The organism is Soonwooa sp. (assembly GCF_030151385.1).
Lineage (GTDB): Bacteria > Bacteroidota > Bacteroidia > Flavobacteriales > Weeksellaceae > Soonwooa.
Genome location: NZ_JASLDS010000038.1, coordinates 1 through 26,939 on the forward strand (window position 1 = coordinate 1; position 26,939 = coordinate 26,939).

Here is a 26,939-nt window from a genome sequence, read left to right on the forward strand (position 1 = left end):
TATGAATTATGAATTATGAATTATGAATTATGAATTATGAATTATGAATTATGAATTATGAATTATGAATTATGAATTATGAATTATGAATTATTTTTGCTAAACACTAAACACTAAACACTAAACACTAAACACTAAACAATAAACACCAACAACCAACAACCAACAACCATCAACCATTAACCATTAACTAAAAACTAAACACCAAAAACTAAATACCAAATACCAAACACTAGAAAAAAAATATCTAAATTCGTAGCCGTATGAAAAGCAATAAAAAATCAGCCGCAATAGGCTTCATTTTTATAACATTATTAATCGATATCACAGGTTGGGGAATTATCATTCCGGTAGTTCCAAAACTTATCCAAGAGCTTATCCATGCCGATGTTAGCGAAGCTGCACGTTATGGAGGTTGGCTAAGTACATTGTATGCTTCGATGCAGTTTTTATTTGCTGCAGTTCTCGGTGGATTAAGTGATAAATATGGTCGTCGACCAATTATTTTAGCATCACTATTAGGATTTGCCATCAACTTTTATATTCAAGCGGTTGCACCGACGATATTTTGGTTATTTGTTGGACGTATTTTCTCAGGAATTACAGGTGCTAGTATAACGACGGCAAGTGCTTATATTGCTGATGTCTCAACCGACGAAGATCGCGCCAAAAATTTCGGATTGGTAGGTGCAGCTTTCGGATTAGGATTTATTATTGGGCCAGTTATTGGCGGTGTTTTAGGCCAGTATGGAGCAAGAGTTCCTTTCTATGCTGCGTCAGCACTTTGTCTTATAAATTTCCTTTATGGATTGTTTATCCTTCCCGAAAGTTTACCCAAAGAAAACCGTCGTCCATTCGATTGGAAGCGAGCAAATCCTATTGGCGCATTAATGGGACTAAAACGACATCCCGAACTTTTAGGACTTATCGCAGCTTTAGTATTGGTGTATATCGCTGGACATGCGATGCAAACCAATTGGACATATTTTACGATGTATAAGTTTGGCTGGAAAGAGCGACTTGTTGGGATATCTCTAGGCGTTTCTGGATTGATGGCAGCTTTGGTACAAGGTGTTTTGATCAGATATTTGCAACCCAAACTCGGCAACGAAAGAAGTATCTATTACGGATTGATTTTGTATTCAATTGGGATGTTATTATTCGCTTTTGCAAGTGAAAGTTGGATGATGTTCGCTTTTTTGGTGCCTTACGGACTTGGTGGTATTTGTGGTCCAGCGCTACAATCTGTTATTTCTTCGCAGGTTCCGAACAGCGAGCAAGGCGAATTGCAAGGTGCTTTAGCGAGTTTAGTAAGTTTAACAGCGATTGTAGGTCCACCATTAATGACGAATATTTTCTTTTACTTCACACATGACGAAGCGCCTTTCAAATTTGCGGGAGCACCATTTTTTCTTGGCTTCATTTTAATGGGCTTGAGTGCTTTCATAGCTTACTACACCTTTGCTCGTAATAAAAGATTAAGAGAAAAGAAAGTGCCGAAAGAATAATTTTATTATTTAGGTATTAGGTATTAATTAATTTTGCTATCAGCTATCAGCTAAAAAACCAACTGTACACTTTAAGAAATATTTAAGGCTTGGTTTTTGGTTGAATTTCAATACATTTTGTAAGTTTGCATCATGGAATTAAGTTTTGGTGAAATGTTGATGATAGCCTTGGTTATCGTCGTATTGTTTGGTCCAGATAAACTGCCAGAAATTGCGCGTGGTTTGGGACAAGGTGTGCGCAAAATGCGTGGCGCGGTAGATGATATCAAAACCGAAATAATGAAAGAAGCAGACAATCCTGTTTCCGAAATTAAAAAAGAAATCGACAAGGTTAAGCAATCTGTACAAGATTATAACCCAATGAATGATATCAAAAAATCAGTTTCTCTAGAATCTGAAATGACTTCTGCAACTCCCGAAACTCCAAAAATTGACCCGCTTAGCGATGAGCACGAGGGACCAGTAAGTCGATAGTATGCACGAATTCATTGATAAAGACCGACAACTATTACTTTTCCTTAACAACCTTGGCGACGCATCTTATGATCCGTTTTGGTTGCTGATAACTGGGACTTGGATTTGGGTTCCTTTGTATATTATTTTTCTATATCTCCTTTTCAAAACTTACAAAGCAAAATCTGTTTTTTTTATTCTTATATTTATTGCTTTAGGTGTTGCATTTACGGATCAGATTGCTGGTATTTTCAAATATGGCATTGCGCGTCTTCGTCCTTGTCACGACGAGGCTTTAATCCCGAAAATGCGCATGGTAACTTGTGGCGGACAATATGGTTTTTTCTCGTCACATGCTGCCAATACTTTTTTTCTCGCGACATTTCTGACAATTCTTTTATCACGCAAATTCCGATGGTTGCCGGTTGGTATTTTTGCTTGGGCTGCAATCGTGTCGTACAGTCGAATTTATCTTGGTGTACATTTCCCATTTGATGTTGCTTTTGGTGCTGCAGTAGGTTTTTTGAGTGGTGGACTTTTTGCCGAAATCACCAAAATTGTCCTCAGAAAACAGAAGTCAATCTAAGTTTTAGTTTACAGAAAACCTTTGCGGATTATTACGAATTAGTTAATTTTTTTAAACAAAAATCTAGTCGTTGTGGTAAGGTTTGCCTTGTAGAATTGTTGCAGCGCGATAGATTTGTTCGACAAAGAAAAGACGAATCATCTGGTGTGTAAAAGTCATCTTAGAAAGCGAAATCTTCTCATTTGCCATCTGGTAAATCTCCTCTGAAAAGCCATATGCTCCACCAACCAAAAAATGAATCTTTTTAACCGAGCTTCCCATCCAGAAATCAATTTTCTGAGAAAACTCTCGACTGGTAAATTGCTTGCCTTTTTCGTCTAGGAGAATAACCAATTCTCCAGCTTCGATATGGTTTTTGAAAAGCTTGGCTTCCTCTTTTTTCAGCGCGTCAGGTGATAGGTTTTTGACGTTTTTAACATCAGGAATTTCCACGACATTAAAATTCCAATGTTTCGGAATACGAGGAATGTAATAGTTGATAAGATTAATAATTTCTTTATCGTCGGTCTTGCCGATGCAGAGCAAATTGATTCGCATTTAGTATCTTTGTTTTGCAATAAGATTTTATGGCTAAAAAATTACCCAAATTTATCACAAAAATTTTAGATTTTCTGGATGGAATTCATATTCCTGGTTTGGGGATTTCTTTGTTGGAAATGATGAAGGTGTATTTTGCTGGTGTTTTCAGCAAACCTTTGGGAAAACAAGCGGCTAGTATCTCGTGGAGTTTCTTTTTGAGTCTTTTCCCGATGATTCTTTTTATGTTCTCTATTTTGCCGTATATGCCACATTACGATAAACTTCAATTCTATATTTTCGAAGTTTTAATGGAGAATGTTTTTCCATCACACATGCAGCAAGATGTTAGCGATTACATCCAAAATAATATCGTCCCGAATATGAAAGGCGTTAGTAATTTGACGATTTTGTTGGTATTTGTGTTTGGAACAAATGGCGCTTTTAGCTTAATCAATGGTTTTAACCATAACACCGAACTAAAGCGAGGTTTTATCAAAGAATATGCTTTGGCAATGTTGATTACTTTGGCTTTTATTGCGTTGGTTTTGTTCTCCGTTTTTGGGATTTATTATAGTGAAGTTGTGTTAAAACTTTTCACACCAGAATATAACATCAGTTGGTTGGTTGATAACCTTTCTCGGATTATCGGTTTTATCTCTTTTCCGTTGTTTTATTTTATTCTTTTGGCGCTTTTCTATTGGGTTGGCTGTCTTAAAATTACAAAGTTTTCTGAGGCGATTCCAGGCGCGATTTTAACAACGATTTTATTTGGTGCCTTGACTTATGTATTTGCGATTTATGTGGCGAATATTGCACGATACAACGTACTTTATGGTTCAATTGGTTCCATTATTTTGGTAATGGTTTGGGTTAATCTTAATGTGATGTTGGTGTTGCTTGGGAACGAACTAAATCTTGCTATTAAAAAAGTGAAACTAGAGAATATCATCAATCGCGAAATGATTGTCCACGAAAATAAAGTAGAATCCTTATCCGAGAATTTGGATTAGTGACGCTGCGTCTTAAATAATAAATTTCTTTATGTATTTTTGTTAAAAATTAGTGTTCTTCGCAGGTAGTTATAATTTTTCAAATTGTTGTAAATTTGTTTCTAATGAAAATTTATTTTTTAAATTATACTTTAAAAAATTGTAATCAATTATTACGGAAAACACAAAAAGAAAATCTACGAATGGACCATAATAATTTGCAGGTCGCCATTTTTGAAAATCACTACTAAAAGTCATTTTTTTTATTTGTTTAAAAATTCTTCTATCTGCAATTTTTATTTTTTTTATTTTTTTGACTTTACCGTGCTTATCAATGAATAATGAAAAAGTGTTTTGTCCTATTTTAGTATTTTTTAAATCCAAATTTTCAACGATTTTGTTTTTAAATACTATGTTGGCAGAATCAAACCTAGGGTAATCAAGATACCTACAGTCAATAAATGTAATATGACTTTCGGGATTCACTTTCATAATACTATCTGCTTTCCTTTCGCTCTTTAATGCTGATTCATACTCTTTTTTGAGGGTTTTATAGCTATCTTTATCGAAGATAAATTTCGTCGATTCTGTAATAAATCTAACACTCAATTTTTGTTGACTAAAAAACAATATTGGCATCATCACAAAGTGAAGTAAAAATATCTTTTCTTTAATATTTAATTTTCTATTCATAATATTTTCAATTATCCAATAATAACTTTCGGTTCTCCAATTTTCTTCTTTCTTTTTGAAACCAAGTTTAGAAGAGAATAACCGATAACGCCTGCCAATACTGATGCTATCAGAATCGCGAACTTCGCTTCATCTTGTATTTCGGGATGTCCTTTAAAGGATAATAACGCAATAAAAATAGACATTGTAAAACCAATTCCGGCGAGGAATCCTGCACCAATCATGTGTAGCCAAGTCGAGTGGTGCGGAAGACTGCTGATTTTAGATTTAATAGCGATAAAAGAAAATAAGCTAATGCCAATTACTTTTCCTGCAACCAACCCGAAAATAATCCCAAATCCAAAATTCGAAAATAAACCGTCTACCATTCCATCTTTGAACATTATATTCGTATTTGCTAAAGCGAAAATCGGCATAATGATAAAGTTAACTGGCGTATGCAGTTGATGTTCCAACTTTTCTAAAGGAGAAATCTCTGTTTTTGATTCGTTGGTCGGAATCGTAAATGCTAACAAAACACCAGCAATGGTCGCGTGTATCCCCGAATGATGCATAAAGTACCACAAAAATATTCCTGGGATAATGTAGAAAATATGTTTTTTAACTTTGAAATAATTCAAAGCAATTAGAAGCAAAATAATGGCTGCTGAAAGTCCCAAATATAACCAATGAAGTTGGTCAGTGTAGAAAATTGCAATCACCAGAATCGCGCCCAAATCGTCCACAATTGCCAATGCAGCAAGGAAGATTTTTACAGCAGGAGGAACTTTCTTGCCCAACATAGAGACAATGGCTAATGAGAACGCAATATCTGTTGCCATCGGAATTCCCCAACCATTTTCGTATTCGGTTCCGTGATTAAATAAAAAATAAATAAGCGCAGGAACGAGCATTCCACCAATAGCAGCGAAAATCGGCAAAGACGCACTTTTAAAACTTGACAGTTCGCCTTCTACAATTTCACGTTTTATTTCGAGCCCAACCAAAAGGAAAAAAATAGCCATTAATCCATCGTTTATCCAAATGCTAACTGGATATTTTAAATGAAAAATATTGGTGCCCAATTCCGTGTCCAATAAGTTTTGGAAGCTTTGTCCCATCGACGAATTAGCTATTAATAATGAAAGGACAACACAAACGATAAGGATAACACCTGATGATTGCGAGCTGTGAAAAAACTTTTTAAAGTAGTTGGTTAACTGCATGCGATTTCTTTTCTACAAGCGTTTTACCTTAGAAACGCCATTGATATTTTTTAGTTTTTTGAAAGTATCTTCTAATTGTTTTTTGTTTTTAACTTCTAGATTGATGGTTCCTGTGAAAATACCGTCGTCGGATGCAATAGACATCGACTTCATATCCATTCCCATCGAGTTACTGATAACCGCGGTAATGTCATTAATCATTCCCATTCTGTCGAGACCTTCAATCTCGATTTGGATTCTGTTTTTGAAGCTTTCGGCATTAACCCATTTTGCAACTAACACGCGATAATCGAAGTTTGCACGAAGATTAATAGCATTGGGGCAATTATCATTGTGGACTTTAATACCTTCCGAAATTGTGATAAATCCAAAGATTTTGTCACCAGGAATCACAGTACAACATTTCGCAAAACTGTAGTTAAGCTTTTCTTCATCTTTTCCAAAGACAATCAAATCCAGATCTTGCGTAGCTGTCTCATTTGCAGAAATTAATTTGGTTGTCGGCGCTTTTCTAAAACGTTGCAAAAGGTTTCCGAAAAGTGTTCTTCCTTCCAAATAACGTTTGAGGTCGCCCATATCATAAGTTCCATCTTGAAAACCTAAAAATACATCCTGAGAAGTTTTTAGGTTAAGGAACTTTTGAAGTTTATTGATTTCTTCATCGTTAAAGTTAAGTTTTGCATGACGCATTTTACGTTGCAAAATCTCTTTACCTTCGGCGGTACGATTGTTCTTTTCAGAATTGAGAATCGCTTTTATCCTAGATTTAGCCTTAGATGTTACGACAAAATCAAGCCAGTCTGCTTTTGGCTTTTGATTTTGAGAAGACAAAATATCGACTTGATCACCATTTTGCAAGACATAACTGATAGGCACCAATTTGCCGTTGACTTTAGCTCCGAGACATCTCATTCCCAAATCAGAGTGCACCGAAAAAGCAAAGTCTAGTGCTGTCGCGCCTGTTGGCAAAATTTTGATTTCACCTTTTGGTGTAAAGACGAAAACCTCTTTGGAGTATAGATTTAATTTAATATTATCAAGAAGTTCCGAAGTTGACAAATCTTGTTGCTGCTCGAGAACTTCACGGATTTCGGTAACCCAACGGTCAAAATTTTGGTCATCGCTACTTTTGTAACCTTCTTTATAACGATAATGCGCTGCGACACCTTTTTCTGCAATCTCGTCCATACGCTCGCTGCGGATTTGGACTTCAATCCATTTTTTATCAGGTCCCATCACAGTTAAGTGCAAACTTTCATAGCCTGTAGAACGCGGATGCGAAATCCAGTCGCGCATTCTGGATGGATTACTTCGGTACAAATCCGTAACAATGGAATAAATTTTCCAAGCTAAAAACTTTTCGTTTTTGGTGTCGGATTTATAAATAATTCTGATGGCGTAATTGTCAAATACTTCCTCGAAAGTCACATTTTGCTTCAACATTTTACGATAGATGGAGCTAATTGCTTTGGCGCGACCTTTTATTGTAAAGTTGAGACCTTCCTCCTCAAGCTGTTCCGAAACCTCTTTTTTGAACTCTTGGATATACTTGTCTCGGCTTTCTTTAGCAGATGCCAATTTGCTGGTAATCTCGTTATAGATTTCGGGATTGTTATACTTTAAAGACAGATCTTCGAGTTCCGATTTTATGGTATAAAGTCCCAAACGGTGCGCCATCGGAGCGTAGATATACACCGTTTCTGATGCAATTTTTTGTTGCTTGTCTGGACGCATACTTTCTAGTGTACGCATATTGTGAAGACGGTCGGCAATTTTTATTAAAATCACGCGGAAGTCCTCCGACAAGGTCAAAAGCAACTTACGATAATTCTCAGATTGTATCGAGATATTTTGGTTGTTCATTACCGATATCTTCGTTAAACCATTAACGATGTCGGCGATTTTTTTGCCAAAAATCTTTTCTAAATCTTCATAAGTATATTCCGAATCTTCGATAACGTCGTGGAGTAGGGCGCAAGCAATACTCGTTGCACCAAGCCCAATTTCGTTAGCTACAATTTTAGCAACTTCAATGGGATGGTAGATGTAAGGTTCTCCAGTTTTTCGACGTTGATCTTTGTGGGCATCCAAAGCAATATCAAAAGCTTTGCGGATCAATTTGTTTTGATCTTCGTCAAGCGTTCGGTAAGTATTGGATATCAGATCTTTATAGCGGGCAAGAATTTCCTTGTTTTCTTTTTCTAAATCGTAAGCCATGATTTGTGTAATGATAGTCACGAATTTACGAAAAAATCAAGTTTTATTCAAGTTTTGGAAGTAGAAAGTTTAGATTAAATGAGGATTAAAAGATTACAAATTTTCATTTACAATCGCGTACAAAATGTGATTTTGGTAATTGTTCTCTTTTTTGGTATGTGCAGTTAATTCGCCTTCTTTTTTCATTCCCGCTTTTTCTAAAACTTTTCCTGAAGCAGGATTAAAATCAAAATGTGTCGCAAATATTCTTTTCAGTTTTAAATTCTCAAAACCGAATTCCAGAACTTTTATTACTGCTTCTGTTGCAAAACCTTGATTCCAACAATTTTGGTCTAGCCAATAACCAAGTTCCGCTTTGTTAAAGATCTTGTCAATGCCTAAGTCGATGCCACCAATTATTTTTTGATCGTTTTTTAACCGAATAGCAAAGATGTACTGATCATCATTTTTAAAACCATTTTTAGAAAGATTGAGCCAAAATTTTGCACTATCAATACTGTATGGAAAAGGAATGTTTATGGTGTTTTTAGCATAGATTTCATTGTTCAAAATCTTCGTTATGTCTCCTAAGTCGGCTTCTTTTGGAGCATCAAGTATTAAGTGCTCGGTTTCAAGTTTCGGAAAATCCATTTGTAGTTTTGTTTTTAGTGATGTTTAAAAAAAATAATCAAGCATATTCCAAAGCATTGTTAAATCTAAGATACAATTATTTAGATATTAATTTTGAAATTTTACACAGAAAGCTCTGCTTGCCAATAATCAAAGCTTTTTGTTTCGCCAGTATCCATTTTGAATTCATAGGATATTTTGCTCACTTTCGAAATATTGAAGTCTATTTTGGTTTTAAAAAGCCAACCTTCATAGGAAAAAGTGTGATACTCTCCATTTTCGCCGCAGATATCAATACCTTCTGGAAGCAATTGAGCGAAATTTTCATCAACTTCTTTTCCAATAAAACTTTCATCCAGTTTATCGGCTTGGGTTACAATGATTTTGGTTTTAATACCCGATTTTAAAAAGTCTTTAAAGATTTCTTCTGATGATTTTCCCCAAAGCGGTTCAACGACTTCAATACCTAAAGGATTTAGCTTACTTTCGCGGTATGATTTCACATCTGCTAGAAAAATATCGCCAAAAATAAAATGTCTTGCACCTTGGTTTTTGAAATGCTCAACGGCTTGTGTCATACCTTCTTCATAAGTTTTGGTATCTTTTGATAAAGAAACTGTGTAAAGCGGAATTCCAATATTTTCTGCTTGTTTCTGTAACAAAATTAAAGGAATTGCATGAATGGAAGATGTTTGCGTGTCATCGTTAATGGTTGTCAATAAAGAAATAACTTCAAACTCGTTTTCTTGAAGTATTTTTTGAAGTGCTAAAGCCGAATCTTTTCCGCCGCTCCAATTAAATACTGCTTTTTTTCTGTTATTCATATTTTTTATAAAATTCTAACAACTTTTGCATCATCAATTATCAAATAAAGCGAAAACGAATTGTAATTTTCGGGTTTGAAGTTTTCCATTTGTATTAATTTCTTGATTTTATAAAATTCAATTAAAGATTCTACGTGAGAAAAAGGTTTTAGTTGTTTTGAGGAGGTTTAGGGTTATGTGCTTTCGCGTATAAATCATTGATATGTAAGGCGGTAATAGATTTCGAATACGAAAGTCAAGCAACAGAAAAAGACAAACTCTCTAGATATATAAATATAATTACATGTAAACTATTGCAACCAATTTGTTTAATACTGCATATTTTTTAAAATTTCATCAGCAATTTTTGCCATTCCAATATCTCCAGGATGCAAGCCAATACCATCAACTTTCCATTCGCTTTTTTTTAGTGGATAATCTTTTTCATTTATAGCTTTACTTGTTGGGTCTTTAGAAATTAATGATATATCGATAAAAGTTGAATTTGATTCTTTTGAAATATCGTTTGTAATTTCGAAGTTAGATTCATTTTGAAAAAATGGCGACACTACATAAGTTTGCGTGTTAGTCAACATGTTGAGTAATTTTATAGAGCTTTCTTTGAAAATTAAAGAATTTTCTATAGTCAAATTATCGCCTAATTGGTATATCAAAATATTAGGATTAAACTTTGCTATTTCGTTAATACTATTTTCAGGTAATTTTATTGGATCCCTCTCAAATTCAGAAAAATTAGAATAGCGAAAAATGATGTTTTTTTGTGGGGTTTGAGTGTGAATTTTTTTAAAAAGTAGGTGAACGAAATCTTTATTTATATTTGATGCAGCCATTCCAGACTCATGTTTCCAACCAATTGACTTATCCATTCCATGACTCGTAATGCTATTACCCAGTACTAATATTTTCAACGTGTCATTATTATTTTTTATGGATTCTATTTGCTCAAATGAAGGCATTGTAACATTATTCAACTCCAATAATTTATCACTTGTATTTTTCTGACAACTAGCTAGTGATAACGCGAACATTAAGCCAATAATTTTTTTCATGCTCAAAGATACAAAAACTTATTTTTTGATGCATACGGTTATATTTACAATTTAAACTATAAAAAGCTATTAATACGGACCTCTTTTTAAGTCCCATTAAATTGTTTAAGACATTTGGAGTTGATGTCGTAATTTTTAAATAAAAAAAGCTTATGATTAGATTTTAAGATAGAGATTTTATTACTGGTCTTGTTCGCAAGTTTTTCTTAAAGTAGAATAATTATCTTTTATGGCGCGTAAAAAGCGAATTGTCAATTCACAATTTTTTTTGTCATTATCCCAATCAAAATTTTTGAATGCTATTTTTTCCTTATTATCATTTTTTGTATAATAATGCTCTTGCAAATACCACTCTTGTAATTTCAAATTACAATTTGGAAAGCTAATGCCATTTTCTATAAATATATGTCCTTGTAATCGGGAGTTTTGGTTTTTTGTAAGGTAGTCAATCTGTGCATCAATAATTTTGAAATCGATGCTTTTCTCAAAATATCCAAAGTACGCAACATTAAAATCATTATGCTCTAGGATGTATGCTCTAGTTTCATTTTTCAATTTCGCATTGGTTATAAATGTTCGTACCAGATATTTTCTTAGTTGATCATCCACATAATCTAGTCCCGTCGATTTTTTCATAACAATATTCCACAATTCTAGATTTATCGAATCATCATTTAACAATACTATTTTATCGATCACCTTCATATAGTCATAGCCAAATATTCTGGTGTATTTTGGGTTAAATAGACTTAACAAATAGTTGCCAGACATTGGATTCTTTAATGATAGGAAAACCTCGTTATAAAGTCTAACTAGTTCTTTCCGAAACGGATATTTCTTATCAAAGTTTTCTGACATCGGAGGCATTCTGCTCATCATATCCTCGGGGATTTTTTGCCAGTAATATTCGTTATCCAAACTATCTAAAATTGCAGATAACTGCTTTTCATTCTCTTTCAATTTCCAATCAACGGGATTTTGCCCTTTACATGACATAAATAGAAATATTAGACTAAGAAAAATAACAATTTTATACAAATTAAGCGGCTTTTGTTAACCTCACTAATTTACAAAATTCAAATATAAGTTATGAAATTATTTCCCTTTCAACTCTTTAATTTTCTCAATCATTCTTTCGGCATTGCCGTTGGTTCCGCCAAGGTTGATGGCTTTGTAGTACCATTCTAAAGCCAAATCGTATTGCTTGTTGGTTAGGTAAGCTTCGCCCAAACTATCGGCAACACTGGCGTTGTTTGGGAACTCTTTTACAACCAATTGAAATATCTTGATGGATTCGTTAATTTTTCCTGCCCTTAATAATTCGTAGCCCAAAGTGTTAAGCTCGGTTGGATTTTCAAAACTGTATTCTTTTTCTGATGTTTTTTTCAACTGATAATAACTTTCAATTGCTTTATTGACGTCGGTTTGTACTTCTTTTCTTAAAGCTTGGTAAATAGATTTTTTAGGAATTTCAAAAGTTTTTCCTAACATAATATCACGAATAATATGTCCTAAATCCCAAACTTTATTCCGATTGTTGGATGCTAAAATGATAACGACATCGTTTTTCATATCATTTAACACCAGCGATTCAAATTTGTAGGAAACACCATTATGACGCTGCAATTCTTCTTCTCCAAAATAATCTCCAAACGATCCACCTTGATGGTCTTTTGTGTAAGGATTATTCAATAAAGTTTCATAGGATTTTCTGGAGATCAAACGATTGTGATCCATCGCATCAACCCATTTGAATAGGTCATTGGTATCCATCCAAAGCCAACCGCTGATAAATTCCATTTCTGGACAACGCTTATTGTCCATGTCATAGCATGACGTTCGGTTTTTATAGCCTGCTTTAGCATCAAACATGGAATTTGTCATTTTCAAAGGTTTGATAATGTTTTTCGTTACAAAATCTTGGAAAGTCATTCCTGTTATTTTTTCAATAATTCTTCTTTGCAAAAAAACATTGCCATTGTCGTATCGGTAATCCTTTCCAGGTTCGAATAACAAGGTATCCGTTTTTCTCAAAATCTTCCAAGCTTCGTCATCATTTTTAGGGACGATTAACCCGTTTTCTATTCTGGGAATTCCGCTGGAGTAATTAATCAAATGTCTTATCGTTACTTTTTCCGACCATTTTGGTAAATCCAAATTGTATTTCGAAATCGGGTCGTCAAGATTGAGTTGACCACGTTCTACCAACATCATAATCGCAACTGCATTAATCTCCTTTGCAATAGAACCAAAGTTTAAAATTGAATTTTTCGTTAATTGAGTTTTCTTCGTTTCATCGGTAAAGCCAAATGATTTTTGATAAATGATTTTTCCTTTTTTGGCAACCAAAACATTTCCATTGAACAAACCTCTTTCGTAAGATTTACTCATTAAAGAATCGATTTTTTTGGTGACATTTTGAGCATAAGTGAAGCTTGAAAAAATCAGTAGAAGGAAAAGGAAACTAATATTTTTTGTGAGATTATTTATTTTCATAATGTCTATTTCTTCAATTCTTTTTCAATTTTTGAAAGCATTTCTTTTGCATTCTGATTGGTCGGTTCCAACTGCAATGATTTTTGATAATCAGCTTTCGAAGCGGAATAATCTTTTTTAACAAAATAAGCTTCACCACGGCTGTCGTAAGCGTTTGCTGAATTTGGATTTTCTTTTACATTGAGATCGAAAACTTTTAGTGCATCATCCAACCTATTATTTGCCATATAAATATAACCAACAGAATTTATTTTTTTCTCAAAATTCCAATTCGGATTTTTCTTTTTTATAGCTTTATATTTTTCTTCGGCATTTTGGTAATCGTCATTAATAAATCCAGAGAAGACTGATTCTTGCGAAAGAAAATAGTTATCAACGAGATTTCGGTCAACCAAACCAGCAACATGATTGATTATTTCGTCTTGAACGGGATAATATTTATAGCCATTCGACAAAATGATAATAGACAAATCTTGATCTGGAAAATTTCTGTATGCGCTTACATTTCCACCAGAAAATCCATAGGAATTGTGGTTATTAACTTTAGTAATCTCCCAACCATAAGCAAAACGGAAGTTTTTATCTTTGAAATCAAATGCTTTCCACATCAATTTTTTGGTTTCTGAATTTATTAAAAAATTGTTATTGAATCGATTACTCCAATCCATAAAAGTTTGTAAGGTAATATTAACGCCATTACCAGAATGTGCTCTGAACCCATCATTGATAGATAATGTGTTTTCGTAACGCTTATTTTTTGCATTATATACATTTCTTTGCACTCTATTCGGAATAATTTCTGATGAGTTTGATGAAAATAATATTCCTTTGTGCGAATTCGGAAATTGATTTTTGAAAATATATTCTTCAAAGCTTCGTCCTGTTATTTTTTCAATAATCATCGTTAACAGCCAATAATTTGTTTGGTTATAACTAAAATGATCGCCAGTTTCAAAATCCATTTTTTCTTTGGATAATCTTTCTATCTTCTCATCATCACTTGCTGTAACAGGAATGTCACTATATTTAATAACGTCTGGAAGTCCTGAAGAGTGTGTCAGAAGATTTTTAATTTTCACTTGTTGCCATTCCTTTGGAAGATTGTCAAGATATTTTGAAATATTATCCTCTAATGATAATTTACCTTTTTCGATAAGTTGAAAAATGCCGACAGTGGAAATCAATTTTGAGGTAGAATATATCCTGAAAAGAGAGTTTTTGCTAACGGGATTATTTCCTTCAATAGTCTCTTTCCCATAGTAAGCTTGATATATTGTTTTCCCATTTTTTATAACGCCAACAGCTAATCCTGGAATTTCGTGCGTCTTCATAACTTGTTTCAGGTAATTATCGACGGCTTGTTTTATGTCGGTTTTTGGATTTTCTTTTTTCTGACTAAAAAAAAGAAGCGATGAAAGCATAAACAATGCAGACAGAAAATGTTTCATATTGATATTAATTATTTTTCTGCAAAACTGCGTCAAAATGCGTTACTACGCGACCGACTAAAAAAAGTCGAACTCATTTTCTGGAAAGTACTACCAATTAATTCGGGTTTTTTCTAAAATCGGTCGGTGTTGTACCTGTATATTTTTTGAATGAAGTGCTAAACGATGATTTGGAATTAAAACCTACTTCATAAAGAATTTCTAAAATTGTCAAGTCTTTTTTGGATGGATCTCTTAAAATTTCTTTGGCTTTTTCGATTCGATATTCATTAATAAAATCAAAAAAATGTTTGTCCATATACAAATTAATCAAAGCTGATAAATCTTTAACGGGCATCTTAACTTGCTCCGCCAAATTCTGAATCGTTAAAGATGAATCCAAGTAAGGCTCATTTTTAAGCATAAAATCTTTTAAAGATTCGATTGCTGCATTTTTCTCCTCATTAATTTCGGGACTCGGTTTTTCTTCGGAAACGACTTCTTTAATCGGTTTTAAATCCGAATTCACACCACGGAAAAAATCGGGATTGTTTAATGCGACAAATAGGTACCAACAAGTGCAAAACAAAAAAGCGAGTCCATCAAGGCAAACAATCCAATCTCGAAGTTCAACCTTACCCCAACCAAAAATAAATGTTACCAGCCATCTTATCAAGACGATAAAATGCAAAACGTAATAAAGCATTGTTATTTTGTAAAGGGCATCAAGTTTAGAAATATCAGGGTTTGCGTAATTCTCGAGATACACCGTTTTAGCTTTTCTAATCACCAAAAATGAAGCAATGAAATAGACTTGAAACAGCACCTCAAAAAGGATGAGAAAAAATTGCCAAAGCGGCATATCGCCCATGTTGTTTACAAATTTTATTTTAGCAGGTCTATTCACAAAAATAATTCCCCACATTATAAATACAGTAAACGCTAAAAACGGAATAAGGTGCAATAAATGCTTGGCTTTTAACCGAAAGTTAGTGTAACAAACAGACAACACATAAAGGTAAAACGTTGCCGAAAACAAATAGACAAAAGTCCAGCGAAATGCTTCGAGGTTGATATGGTTGATTGGAAATCCATCTTGTAAAAACTTGATGGCGTCAACCGCATTTGTAAAAAGAAAAAACGCAAGCAAACAGTTGGATAATTTGTGCTTGGTCTTTACCGTAACCAAAAATAGGGCAAGCAAAATCACGATGAAAATCCCAATGGCGGAAACGAACTGCTGAAATGTATACTTGTCCATTTTGTTTTGACTGTGGAGGCAAATTTAGTGTTTCTCGGGAAATGTTTTTTGGTTTAAAGTTTAGTGTTAACTGGCTTTTATAAAGCGTATTACTTTTTATTTGCTAATTGATTTTTCATATTCTGATGTAGAAGCCCAAATTTTCTCTATTTCTGGCCAAACATCATCTCTAAAATCGGTATCTGTGTTGACCAAAACAACCTTGCCAATTTTTGTTTTGGGATTAAAGTACATTGCCGTAAAAACGCCTGGATCTGAGCCATTGTGACCTATCATTTCGTTTTTAACTTTTAGAAAATCATCTCGAAACTCGATGAAAATTCCATAGGTTTCGGTTTTATTATTTTCTACAAATTGATGCTTTTCAAACAATTTTTTATAACTCTCTTGATTTAGTAATTGCCCTTTTCCGTGGTAACCGTTAATTAATTCTGAGAGAAACAATCCCAAATCGTGGCTGGAAGTTAGGAAACCGCCATCAGCATAGGTTGTAAGAAAATATTCGGCAATCATTTTTTCTTTGGTCGCAAATAAGCGTGAGCGTTTCGAAACATCAATGTCAGTATAAGACCAACCCGAGTTTTCCATTTTTAAAGGTTTTAAAATATGCTCTTTTGTGAACGTACGATAGTCTTGTCCCGTAGCAGATTCTATTACCAAAGCGCAAAGTGCAGCAGCAATATTAGAATATTCCCTTTTTTCGCCAGGTTTTGAATTTAGAAATGTTTCCTTCTGATACCATTTTCCGCTTTCTGTTAAGCTATTTTGAGTGTATTCACGCAAAGAAATCGCCATTTCTGGCTTACTGAAATAATCATAAACACCTTCATTATTATCGTGTTTATCTTTCTTCAAAATATAAGATTTTGCATATACTTCGTCCAAATCTTGAATAGAAGAAGTGTGATAAGCCAAATGCTTAATTAAAATGGGAACTTCAGGATAATTGGGGTTTGTAATTTTAAACGGTAAATATTTATTAATTGGCTCATCTAAATTCAGTTTTCCTAATTCCTGTGCCTTCAACAAGGAAATTCCTATTAAAGTTTTGGAAATTGAAGCGATATTTTGCGTTGTATTTTGCGTATACAATTGGTCTTGGTTAATAGTTGTAAACCCAAAACCATGCTCATAAATCGAACCTCTACTATTTACCACCGAAACAGAAAAACCCATGATAGCACCTTTTTTATAAGTGTTTTCTAAGTTATTCGTGAGTGCTTGATTGGCAATTATTTGATGATTGGTCTTACAAGAAAGCAGTAGAATAAACGTAAAAAAAAGATAGATGTGCTTCATGAACAGTATTATGCGTCGTTGTTTTGGTTTTGTAGTAATGAAAATAAAGGATTCCCAATAGTAGAAATGCGTTGCGATCCTTTTCTATTTTGTTTTTACTACAAAGACAAATTTAGTATTTCTTGGGGAATGTAGGGAGTAAGAAGATGAATGATTCACAGATTTCACGACTCTTATCTCCGATTGCAAACCTATTGCGTTTTGGCAACCAAGAAAAATTCACCATTGGAGGGAACAAGTTTGTCCGCTCGGTTTTTAAAATACAAATCCGTCATATCATTCGTAGAGATAATTCGTATGTCTTTGAAGCCAATTTTTTCCGCAAGTTTTGTGATTTCATCGAAACTAAAGAAACTAACAAAAGGAGTTCCAGAAGCTGCTGCTCCTTTAATCGAGATTTCCATCAAATGCTTATCCTCACCTTCAAGCTCTTCAATTGGCAGGTAGAACGAAATGGCAATCGTAGAATCGGATGCAAATGAGGATAATTTTTTCAAGGTATCTATTATGGCTTCTTGGCTAAGGTATAAGCTTACGCCAGTGCAGGAAACCACCGCTTGCTGCTTTATGTCAAATCCATTTTTGGTCAATTCATGCAGCCAAGAAGAGGTTTCAAAATCAACAGGTACAAAATGAAGATTTTCCGAAATCTCATAATTATTTTCTAGCAACCGCTCTTGTTTCCAAGCTAAAGTGCTGGGTTGGTCGATTTCAAAAATCTGGACATGTTCGCCAATTTCAGCATTGCGTTGGGCAAAACTATCAAGACCCGCACCAAGCAACACATATTGTTTGACACCCTTTGCAATTTGTTCTTTGGTTAAATCCTCAATAAAGCGGGCTCTGGCAACAATTGAAGCTCGAAGTGATTTGGTGAATTTCATGTCTGGTCGCTCTTGCCATCCTTCTTCAGGTTTAATTAAATGAAATCCGATTTCATCTTCAATAACAGACGGTTTGTCGTCTATTTGAACGTGCAAAGCCCTCCACAAAGCCGTTCGTAATGCCGTATTATCAGGTTGATTGTTCTCCATTTTTAAACTTCGTTTCTAGATGCTATTTTTCTTAATTTATCCGGCATAATATTTCCAGTCGCAATTAAATCATCATGATGGTTTATACAAACTAGCCATTCATATTTTTTAGATATTATGTACATTTCGTCGAACCACGTTTTATCAATAATTGTTTGAATATATTTGATTTTACCTTCATAAAACCAAAATTTATCTCCTTCATTAATTGTTTCATTCACGACATACCAAACTGTTTCGGTATTATCTATCAAGCTGTCTAGGTAAAGCTCGGGTCTTGTTTCTAAATTCGAAAGAGAAAATGTATCCAATTTAAAATTTGTCCATAGCCAAAGAGGTTTTTGAGTAGGGTGAGTTAATTTACAGAATGTATGATATATTTTATCTTCAATTTGTTGCCAATTTCCATGAATAGGTAATGATCGAAAATCACTGTCAAGAATTCCTTGGTCAGCAATTGCTTTGTTGATTTCAGTTCTTAAATCCGCCCAATTTTCTCTTAACAAATTTCTTTCTTTCCTCATCGTAATTGTATCTGTTATACAAAATACATTGTATAGTTGCCTATTTTTAGAATAGAAGCAGTTTGCGTTTTTTGCAATTATTTTTCAAAAGCCCTATCATTCAGCTTTAATCTACTTTCCTTGCCCATTTCAAAAAGCAAATTGTGATTCATTTAAATAAAAGCAACCTGAAATTCTGAAGATTTCACTTTATTAATACTAAACTAAGCTACAAAAAATATGCTAAAAGCGACTAGACTCCAGCCAAGAAAAATTATCAAAGGCATTCATTTTAACACTTAATTTATTCGGATTGCAAAAATTTCAGAAAACATAAAAGCAATATTTATCGCATCCTTACTTGAATTTACCGACATAATCTTTCACAAATTCCTCTAAAGTTCTGGCGGGTTTTCCCAAAATAGTTTTCACATTGTCGGATATTATTTCGGTTTCGCCGTTTCGTTGTGCCGTATCGTAGGATATAAAGGTATCAATCAGTGTTTGTGGCATTCCAGCTTTCCCCATTTCTTGTCTGGCTTGCTCCAACGAAATCGGAATGTAAGTCACCTTTTCGTCAATAGCACTACTAATAGCATTGGCAACATCGTAATAATTTACCGCTTTATCGCAGGTTAGTAAATAGATTTTATCGTAATGCAATTCTGCTGATGTCAGGCATTTGAAAGCAACTTCGGCAATATCTCTCGCATCAACATACGCCCTTTTTCCGCTTCCTGTTGATTCCTGAAAACGGCGTTCTTTTTTTACACTTTCGGCGATGTCTCCCAGCCAATTTTGCATGATTCCGTTTGGACGCAACATCGTGTAATGCATGCCCGATTCAATCAGAAAATTTTCAATAATTCCATGCGTTTGTGGAATGTAAAAGCTTGAGTTTTTATCCGCGGCACCCGAAGATAGTTTTACAATATGCTTTACACCACACTGTTTTGCGGCTTTGATGACGTTTTTTTGTTCTTCAACGAAATTGGCGCTAAGTCCCGAAAGTAGAAAAACCGCTTCGGAAGCCTCCATTGTTGCATAAAGGCTTTCTATATCCGAAATATCTGCTTTTTTCCATTCAATAAAAGGAAGTGAAACTACATTTTCCAAATTTCGGGTTACAGCGACAGTCGCCACTTTTGCGTAGGATAAATGTTGAAGCAGTAAAGACCCAATTTTTCCTGTTGCACCAAAAACAGTGATTTTTTTGTTTTCCATTTTTAAAATATTATTGTGATACAAAGGTATTTTGGTGAAAAAGCAAAAAATAGAACAAAGCCGACAAGACTATTATTTCAGTTCTGGAAAATTAGGAGATTGTTCATCTGTTTTTGAAAGAAATTGTTTCGGAGTCATCCCCGAAAATCTTAAAAACTCTCGATTAAAATGCGATTGATCGGCATAAGCATGTTGGTAAGCGATTTCGGTAAGGGAAGTGAAATTTCCTTCACGAATACTTTCCAAAGCTGCTTGAAATCTACAAATTCTAAAAAATAGTTTAGGCGAAATACCAACATCACTTTTAAAAATTCGTTCCAAAGAGCGCTCCGAAATATTTAACGCTTTCTGAATTTCTAGCAAACTATCATTGTTTTCGGTGTTGATTTTTCCAATAGCATAAAGCGTTTTGAGGTTTTCACGATGTTTGTTTTTTGCAATTTGAAGCAAAAGAAAATCAGAAATAATTTTCACTCTTTTTTCAAAGCTATTGGCGTTGAGAAGTTGCTCGGTCAAATCATTTTTTACAATGTCATTCAGGTCGATATATTCGTCTGTGAGCTCGTTGGCATCCATTCCAAAAATAGATTTTATCGCCGTTGGTTCTAATTGTACATAGATATTTCGATACTTGTTTTGAACTGTTTTTTGAGAATTTGAAGTCGTTAAACCATGCAAAAATAGTTGTGGCAATTTCCCTTTGCTTTCGTACAAAAAAGATTCAGGATTTTCCTGAAAAACAAGTCCAGCACTGCCATCAGCAATCACTTTGAAAGTCTTATTCTGATGATGCAAACTGTCATCTTCCAACAATCCAAAAGACCTAACATAAGGTCTTAATTCATTTTGTGGAATTATTTCGGTGTACATCATTTTAGCATAAAATTATGAGCTTTTACTTTGTGAAAATCTCTTTTTTTAAAGAGTATTCATCAAGTAAAATGCCAATTTATTTTTAAAAGATTGAAATTCTTTAATAAAGATTTTCGACGCTAAAACTTCACATAAGATTTAGATTTAATTGTTGTAAATCCATTCTTTGGTTGGTAAAATCCAATCGTCCAACGCCTTGAACAAAAATCCGTGACTGAGTCCCGTATTCAAAACTAATTCTTTAAAATATTTGATATTTGAATTGCTATATCTTTTTTGTTTGGATAATAATTCGCTGTCGGTATCGCTCTTTTCGGTTATCGACAGTATTTTTCCATACAATTTGAAATTTTTATTCAAGTTCATGGAATCATTTTTAAAGCTGGAACCGATGATAACAAATTTAAGCTTAGGATTCTTCGAAAAATAAGAAACATATTGCGCAATATAGCCACCTTGCGACGTTCCTACAACGGAAATGCGATTAAACGGAATTCCGTTTCTGTGCAAACTATCAATTTGAGTGATAATCTTTCTTGCGTAAAGCTGAGGGTCAGTATATGCTTTTCTTTTTTCGGAAATTATTATTGAATTTTTGGTTTTCAACTTATCCAAAATGGATTGATATTCTGGGATTCCATATTGTGGATGTGCTTCGTCAAGAGCATGAGTTTCCAGAAATTTGTTGTGCAAAAAGAAAACATATTCCTTTTGTTTGGTTTTCTGCGCATTAATTATCAACCCAAAAAGCGCAAAGATTAGGATTAGTAATTTCTTGGGAGTCATTTGGTTAAGTTAATGCTTAAAATAAAATGGTGCTTTTATTTTATGAGAATCTCTTTTTTCTGAGCCAAAAGAATAATGCGCCAAGTACACCGAGAATTCCGAGTGGTAAAAGCAAGTTTAACCATTGCCATTTTTGACGTTCCGCATCGGTGCGTTGCTTGTCAAGAAGTCGCATTTCGATGTTTCGGTTTCGAAGTTCCATAAGATTGGAATCGTCCAAAAGATAATCGAGCGAGTTTCTAAGGAATTGTTCGTTGCCATAACGTTGTTGCGTCATATAATCGAAACCAAGAGGCATCGCTTGACCTTTAACGGTTTGATTTCGCGCGATGTCGCCATCTGCAATAACAATCATTTTGTTAAAAGGACTTTGGTTTTTAAAATTCGGAAAGCCATTTTTCTCACTTCGAGTAGCATAAGCCGACTGGAATTTTCCTTCCAACGACACTGCGAAAATTTTCGGTGACGACACTTGCTCCATAACGCCAACACTGTCCATTTTTACCATTTCGGAAAGCGAAACATAATTAGGAACCGTTTTGGTTATCGTTTTGTTACTCGATTCAAATAGAACATTGAACTTCGTGTTTTTTCGTGAAAGCGTATCAATAGAAGTTGGAAATTCGAATTTTACAGGATTAATGTTTTTGGTAATCGCATTTTGATTTTGAGCAATTCCAAGAGGGAAATAAGGCCACATCAAATTTGTAAATTGAGGATTTCCTGCAACTTCACCAGTTACCAAACGAATCATCGCGGATTGCTTCATATCCTTAACCAAACCTGGATTGACACGAACGCCGTAACTGAACATCATATCTGTCAAATTCATATCAACAGGATATGCCATAATTTTTTTTGAACGGAAAAGTGTGTCCATTTCTGCGTTAACAGCATCCAACATCCAAAGGCTTTTTCCGCCATTCATAATGTATTGGTCGATAATAACTTTTTCGTTGGTAGTGAAAGCTTTGCGCGGTTTTGCAATCACCAAAGCATCCATTTGTTTTAATCTAGGAATATCGGCTGTGCTAAGTTCTGTTTTGTTTTCTGGGATAATTGGACCAACATCGTAATTCTCCAAAGCCATATCGATAAAGCTGGTGAATTCTTGTTTCCCCAATTCGTCTTGATTAACCAAGAAACCAATTTTTTTCTTGTGTTCTTCGGTCATCGCTTTGATGTTTGAAGCAAAATTATACTCCAAACTTTCAATGGATTTGTTAAGTTGTTCGCTAGAGTCAATGCCAGTTTGTTGTACAATCAACGGAATCGAAAATCCATAATTATCGTACTTAATCGCGGCATAAGGATACATCACGATATTCGTGATTTTTCCGTCTTTGATGTCTGGCAACATTGACGGTTGCATTCCCATTGCTTGCAACGTGTCCATTGGGATTTTTTCTGCAATTGGGTCGCGAAATTTATAATCGATTTTTGGATTTATCTTTCGAAATTCGTCCAAAAGGAATTTGGTTTCGTTTTGTAACTGTTTAAAAGAAGCTGGAAAATCACCATCAAGATAAACCTCAATCATTACAGGTTTTTTGATGGACTCCAAAGTTTTAATCGTCGCATCAGAAAGTGTATAGCGCTTCTCGGAAGTTAGGTCAAATCGTTTGTAGAAAATACCGAAAATGCCTAACAACAGCAAGAGTCCTACGAGAATATATATGATTTTGTTTTTATTCATTTTTAAAAAATATAGGAAGTTTTACTTCTTTTTTGATACCGAAAATTGAGCGATTTTAAGACAAATAAACATCACTAATACAAAATAAAATACATCTCGAGTATCGATAAGTCCTCTTGTGAAAGATATAAAATGTTGATAAAATCCAAAATTTTGCAAGATAAAATCCGCACCGCCAAGCAACTTATAACTTGCCAATTGTTCGATGCCAAAATACATCACAAAACAAAGTAAAACCCCAAGCAAATATGCCATAATTTGGTTTGACGAAAACGATGATGCGAGAATGCCTAAAGCAGAAAATCCACCAATTAAAAATATCAATCCAAAATAGCTTCCAAAGGTCATTCCCATATCGATATTGCCCTCAGGAATTCCTAAATTATAAACCGTGTAGAAATAAATTAATGACGGAATTAAACACAAAATACCAATGGTCCACACCGAAAAGAATTTACCATTAATAATATCCGAAATTTTTAAAGGTTGAGAAAATAACCACAACAAAGTTCCAGATTGTTGTTCTTCTGCCAAGCTTCGCATCGTTAAAGCGGGAATGATGAACATCAATAACCAAGGCGCTAACACAAAAAAGCTTTGTAGGGAAGCCGTTCCGATGTCTAAAATGTTAAAACTATTTTCGAAGAAGAAAAGAAATAAAGCTGATACAAAACTAAAAGCGGCAATGATAACCCACGCGCTCCAGTTTCCGAAATAGCTCCAAAGTTCTTTTTTTAATATTGCAAACATGCTTCTTTGTAGTGTTTTGTGTATAGTGTTTTGTTTTCGGCCAAATGTTATTTTGCTTCCAACTTAAAATTATTTTTTTCCTTTGTTTACCAATTTAACAGTTGCCATAATAAGCACTATGATAACGATAAAACCTAGTAATAATTGCCACCAATATTCGATAATATAAGATTTAAGAATTACGGTAAAAACAATTGCAAATAAAAGGAAAGTTGCAATTTCGTTGATTTGTCTTAATTTGATATTAGAGGTTTCTAAAGTTTTTCCATTTAAGGTTTGGAGATTTTTTGTTTTTTTCCAAGCCCAAATATGGTAAGCTAAAAGTCCAATCAAAAAAGTTAATTTCAGATGGAACCATCCCATTTTCATTATCCCAGAATTGAGTCCAATCATTATTAAACCACAAGAAAGCATAATAATGCCTGCTGGGGCGATGATGATGTTCCATAATCTTTTTGCCATGTACGCGTATTGCTCACGCAGAACATTTTGTTTGTTTGCTTCGAAATCGTCGGTGTCTTTATAATAAACAAAAATCCTTGGCAAATAAAACATTCCAGCAAAATAGCTGACCATGAAGATAATGTGAATCGCTTTGATAATCAAATAGAGCACGTGTCAAATTTTTGCAAATATACTTCATATTGCCAAAACAAAAATTCTAGGGAACTCAAAAAGTTTGAAAATTGTGAAAAGTCAAATATTTATCTTTTATTTGCAAAAGTTTAAAAATAAATAAAAAATGAAGAGATTTTTACAAGTTGTATTCTTGTTTTCTGTAATTTCTTTATCATTTGGACAATCTAGACAAATGGTAGCAAAGAAAATTGAAGATTACAAAGCAAGCCGACAAGCTTTTGCTAGCTACAATTTATTCCAGAAAAACGATGTTGCAAACCGAAATGATGCCTACAAAAAGGCAGCGACAGATGCGATTGCACTTAATCTTGATAAAAAGCAGTTGCAAGATCTTGTAGCAAAACGTCCAACAGCAATTGAGATGACTTTCCCATACAGAGAGAGTTCAATTACTGTAGAATTGGTACAGAATGATATTTTTGGTGGACAAAATAACCTAATCGTTCAGACAGATAAAGGTGAATTTAAAAATTATAAACCAGGTGTTTATTATCAAGGGATTGTTAAAGGAGATCCTTCTTCAATTGTGGCTTTTAGCTTTTTTGACAATGATGTTGTCGGAATAGCTTCGGATCTTAAAAAAGGAAATGTTGTTTTAGGAAAGGCTTTAACTTCAGAAGATTTTGTTGTTTATTCTGATGCTACTTTAACAGGAGAAAGTAAGTTCGTTTGTAAAACTGACGAAATGATGGAAAATCAAAAACAAAAAGTTTCTTTTGATCCAACTACAATTTCCAAAACTGCTGCAACTACAGAAAACTGTGTAAGAGTCTATTATGAAATTTGTAATAAACCTTATGTGCAGAATGGTAGAGATATAACTAAAACAACCAACTGGATAACAGCTATCCACAACAATATTGGGACTTTGTACAATAATGATGGTGTTAAAATGTCATTGCACGAAATTTATATCTGGACAGATGCAGATCCATATACGGGAGGTTATAGTGAAAATTTAGCATTATTCCGAACAAATCGTCCGACTTTTAATGGTGATTTGGCACACTTGGTAAATTATCCAACAACGACGAGTGTAGCATATCTTAACTCATTGTGTACAACCAATAAGCATGCTTATTCTGGTATCGCAATGACTTATGGAAATGTACCAACCTATTCGTGGACGATTATGGCAATGACTCACGAGATGGGACATTCTTTAGGTTCGCCACACACACATGCTTGTGTATGGAATGGAGATAATACACCAATTGATGGTTGTGGTCCTTCAGCTGGTTACTCCGAAGGTTGTGATGGTCCGATTCCAACACAAGGTACGATTATGAGTTACTGTCATTTGGTTGGTGGCGTTGGGGTTAACTTGGCTTTAGGATTTGGTCCACAACCAGGTGCTTTAATTCGTCAAACAGTAGATTCTAAATCATGTCTTAACACGGATTGTATAACAGGCTGTAACCCGACGATGTCTAATCTTCAAATTTCTGATCTTACAAGCAATTCTGCTGTAGCTACAATTGTTGATACGAAGGGTGGAACGGAATGGAAATATAGAGTTGCTAAGGCAAATGGTACAGTGGTGAAAGAAGGAGTTGTAACTAATAAAGTGATTAATATTACTAATCTTGAGCCAAACACTTATTATTATGTTTCGGCAGGAGCAAATTGTGGAGGTGAAAACGCGTTTGCCTATAAACAGCTAATAATGACAGATGCACAATGGTGTGGTACAAATCTTAATTTTACAGATACGGGAGGTGAAAATGATAATTATGGAAATAATGAACTAATTATTAAAACCTTTACACCAGCAAATCCAGATGATAAAATAAAATTGACATTTACAGAGTTTGCGACAGAACAGGGTCGAGATTTTATGCGAATTTATAATGGACCTAATATTGCATCAGGGTCATTTTTGTACAATGGCGGTGTTAATATATCTGGAACACAAGACTTAGGTAGTTTCGAGTCTACGCATGCGACAGGTGCTATTACAATCCGTTTTTCTTCTAATGAATCACTTGTGGATAAAGGTTGGATCGCTAAAGTTGAGTGTAAGACGCTTTCTACAATTGATGTCAAAACAATCAGATTCGCTGCAGTAGTTAATTCTTCAAAAACAGTATTGAATATTAAATCAAATAAATCAGTTGCTAAGCTTGAGATTTTTGATATGACAGGAAAGATTGTTAAAACAGATCTTGCCTTAGACAGAGATTATGATGTTAATATCAGTCAATTAGCAGCAGGCGTTTACATTGCTTATGCAACAATTGATGGACAAGTTGTTTCGAAAAAGTTTGTAAAATAAACTCTACGGAATTTGATAAAAAAA

At 34.2% G+C, this 26,939-nt stretch carries 25 protein-coding genes; 5 read left to right on the forward strand and 20 right to left on the reverse strand.

Going from position 1 to position 26,939, the window contains the following annotated elements:
• The first annotated feature begins 263 nt into the window (after window positions 1–263).
• From Q1V95_RS06415 to Q1V95_RS06425, 3 genes are all read left to right on the forward strand, one after another.
• Window positions 264–1,508 carry a TCR/Tet family MFS transporter gene (locus Q1V95_RS06415; RefSeq protein WP_300671846.1) on the forward strand — a complete coding sequence of 415 codons (1,245 nt, stop codon included), beginning with the start codon at window positions 264–266 and terminating at the stop codon, window positions 1,506–1,508.
• Between the two features lie 132 nt (window positions 1,509–1,640).
• On the forward strand, window positions 1,641–1,982 hold the full coding sequence (locus Q1V95_RS06420; protein ID WP_300671848.1) for a twin-arginine translocase TatA/TatE family subunit: 342 nt from the start codon (window positions 1,641–1,643) through the stop codon (window positions 1,980–1,982).
• 1 nt (window position 1,983) lies between these two features.
• Window positions 1,984–2,547 (forward strand): phosphatase PAP2 family protein, encoded by a 564-nt coding sequence (locus tag Q1V95_RS06425; RefSeq protein ID WP_300671854.1) that lies wholly within the window; start codon window positions 1,984–1,986, stop codon window positions 2,545–2,547.
• Between the two features lie 63 nt (window positions 2,548–2,610).
• Here the strand turns inward: Q1V95_RS06425 and rlmH are convergent, their stop codons facing one another.
• Window positions 2,611–3,084 carry a 23S rRNA (pseudouridine(1915)-N(3))-methyltransferase RlmH gene (gene rlmH, locus Q1V95_RS06430; RefSeq protein WP_300671856.1) on the reverse strand — a complete coding sequence of 158 codons (474 nt, stop codon included), beginning with the start codon at window positions 3,082–3,084 and terminating at the stop codon, window positions 2,611–2,613.
• Window positions 3,085–3,113: 29 nt separating this feature from the next.
• Between rlmH and Q1V95_RS06435 the strand changes: the two genes are divergently transcribed.
• A complete protein-coding gene (locus tag Q1V95_RS06435; protein ID WP_300671858.1) occupies window positions 3,114–4,076 on the forward strand; it encodes a YihY/virulence factor BrkB family protein in 963 nt (320 codons plus the stop codon).
• A 69-nt stretch (window positions 4,077–4,145) separates the two neighbouring features.
• Here the strand turns inward: Q1V95_RS06435 and Q1V95_RS06440 are convergent, their stop codons facing one another.
• The 19 genes from Q1V95_RS06440 to Q1V95_RS06530 form a co-directional block, all read right to left on the reverse strand.
• Window positions 4,146–4,748: a hypothetical protein gene (locus Q1V95_RS06440; RefSeq protein ID WP_300671860.1), complete on the reverse strand. Its 603-nt coding sequence runs from the start codon at window positions 4,746–4,748 to the stop codon at window positions 4,146–4,148.
• 11 nt (window positions 4,749–4,759) lie between these two features.
• Window positions 4,760–5,953: a Na+/H+ antiporter NhaA gene (gene nhaA, locus Q1V95_RS06445; RefSeq protein WP_300671862.1), complete on the reverse strand. Its 1,194-nt coding sequence runs from the start codon at window positions 5,951–5,953 to the stop codon at window positions 4,760–4,762.
• Window positions 5,954–5,965: 12 nt separating this feature from the next.
• Window positions 5,966–8,170 carry a RelA/SpoT family protein gene (locus Q1V95_RS06450; RefSeq protein WP_300671864.1) on the reverse strand — a complete coding sequence of 735 codons (2,205 nt, stop codon included), beginning with the start codon at window positions 8,168–8,170 and terminating at the stop codon, window positions 5,966–5,968.
• A gap of 93 nt (window positions 8,171–8,263) precedes the next feature.
• Window positions 8,264–8,800, reverse strand: coding sequence for a GNAT family N-acetyltransferase (locus tag Q1V95_RS06455; RefSeq protein ID WP_300671867.1), 537 nt, complete (start codon window positions 8,798–8,800; stop codon window positions 8,264–8,266).
• A 101-nt stretch (window positions 8,801–8,901) separates the two neighbouring features.
• Window positions 8,902–9,603, reverse strand: a complete 702-nt coding sequence (locus Q1V95_RS06460; protein ID WP_300671869.1) for an adenine nucleotide alpha hydrolase — start codon at window positions 9,601–9,603, stop codon at window positions 8,902–8,904.
• Between the two features lie 308 nt (window positions 9,604–9,911).
• Window positions 9,912–10,652 carry a hypothetical protein gene (locus Q1V95_RS06465; RefSeq protein ID WP_300671871.1) on the reverse strand — a complete coding sequence of 247 codons (741 nt, stop codon included), beginning with the start codon at window positions 10,650–10,652 and terminating at the stop codon, window positions 9,912–9,914.
• Between the two features lie 180 nt (window positions 10,653–10,832).
• Entirely contained in the window at window positions 10,833–11,648 is an 816-nt protein-coding gene (locus tag Q1V95_RS06470) for a hypothetical protein (RefSeq protein WP_300671873.1), read from the reverse strand.
• A 99-nt stretch (window positions 11,649–11,747) separates the two neighbouring features.
• Window positions 11,748–13,043, reverse strand: coding sequence for a serine hydrolase (locus tag Q1V95_RS06475; protein ID WP_300671874.1), 1,296 nt, complete (start codon window positions 13,041–13,043; stop codon window positions 11,748–11,750).
• A gap of 110 nt (window positions 13,044–13,153) precedes the next feature.
• Window positions 13,154–14,596, reverse strand: coding sequence for a serine hydrolase (locus Q1V95_RS06480; RefSeq protein ID WP_300671876.1), 1,443 nt, complete (start codon window positions 14,594–14,596; stop codon window positions 13,154–13,156).
• Window positions 14,597–14,693: 97 nt separating this feature from the next.
• Window positions 14,694–15,836 carry an AraC family transcriptional regulator gene (locus Q1V95_RS06485; RefSeq protein ID WP_300671878.1) on the reverse strand — a complete coding sequence of 381 codons (1,143 nt, stop codon included), beginning with the start codon at window positions 15,834–15,836 and terminating at the stop codon, window positions 14,694–14,696.
• A 96-nt stretch (window positions 15,837–15,932) separates the two neighbouring features.
• Complete coding sequence (locus Q1V95_RS06490; protein WP_300671880.1) at window positions 15,933–17,135, reverse strand: serine hydrolase domain-containing protein; 1,203 nt, start codon at window positions 17,133–17,135, stop codon at window positions 15,933–15,935.
• 191 nt (window positions 17,136–17,326) lie between these two features.
• Window positions 17,327–18,169 (reverse strand): class I SAM-dependent methyltransferase, encoded by an 843-nt coding sequence (locus Q1V95_RS06495; protein ID WP_300671882.1) that lies wholly within the window; start codon window positions 18,167–18,169, stop codon window positions 17,327–17,329.
• A 2-nt stretch (window positions 18,170–18,171) separates the two neighbouring features.
• Complete coding sequence (locus tag Q1V95_RS06500; protein ID WP_300671884.1) at window positions 18,172–18,693, reverse strand: DUF6756 family protein; 522 nt, start codon at window positions 18,691–18,693, stop codon at window positions 18,172–18,174.
• A gap of 336 nt (window positions 18,694–19,029) precedes the next feature.
• On the reverse strand, window positions 19,030–19,896 hold the full coding sequence (locus Q1V95_RS06505; RefSeq protein WP_300671886.1) for an NmrA family NAD(P)-binding protein: 867 nt from the start codon (window positions 19,894–19,896) through the stop codon (window positions 19,030–19,032).
• A 72-nt stretch (window positions 19,897–19,968) separates the two neighbouring features.
• The gene (locus Q1V95_RS06510; RefSeq protein ID WP_300671889.1) at window positions 19,969–20,766 is read right to left on the reverse strand and encodes a helix-turn-helix transcriptional regulator; all 798 of its coding nucleotides are present in this window, start codon (window positions 20,764–20,766) and stop codon (window positions 19,969–19,971) included.
• Between the two features lie 147 nt (window positions 20,767–20,913).
• Window positions 20,914–21,555 carry an alpha/beta hydrolase gene (locus Q1V95_RS06515; RefSeq protein WP_300671892.1) on the reverse strand — a complete coding sequence of 214 codons (642 nt, stop codon included), beginning with the start codon at window positions 21,553–21,555 and terminating at the stop codon, window positions 20,914–20,916.
• Between the two features lie 40 nt (window positions 21,556–21,595).
• Complete coding sequence (gene gldG / locus Q1V95_RS06520) at window positions 21,596–23,251, reverse strand: gliding motility-associated ABC transporter substrate-binding protein GldG (protein ID WP_300671895.1); 1,656 nt, start codon at window positions 23,249–23,251, stop codon at window positions 21,596–21,598.
• A 21-nt stretch (window positions 23,252–23,272) separates the two neighbouring features.
• Complete coding sequence (locus Q1V95_RS06525; RefSeq protein WP_300671898.1) at window positions 23,273–24,001, reverse strand: ABC transporter permease; 729 nt, start codon at window positions 23,999–24,001, stop codon at window positions 23,273–23,275.
• 69 nt (window positions 24,002–24,070) lie between these two features.
• The gene (locus tag Q1V95_RS06530; RefSeq protein WP_300671901.1) at window positions 24,071–24,616 is read right to left on the reverse strand and encodes a CopD family protein; all 546 of its coding nucleotides are present in this window, start codon (window positions 24,614–24,616) and stop codon (window positions 24,071–24,073) included.
• Between the two features lie 127 nt (window positions 24,617–24,743).
• Between Q1V95_RS06530 and Q1V95_RS06535 the strand changes: the two genes are divergently transcribed.
• Window positions 24,744–26,915, forward strand: coding sequence for a M12 family metallo-peptidase (locus Q1V95_RS06535; protein ID WP_300671904.1), 2,172 nt, complete (start codon window positions 24,744–24,746; stop codon window positions 26,913–26,915).
• Window positions 26,916–26,939 lie beyond the last annotated feature (24 nt).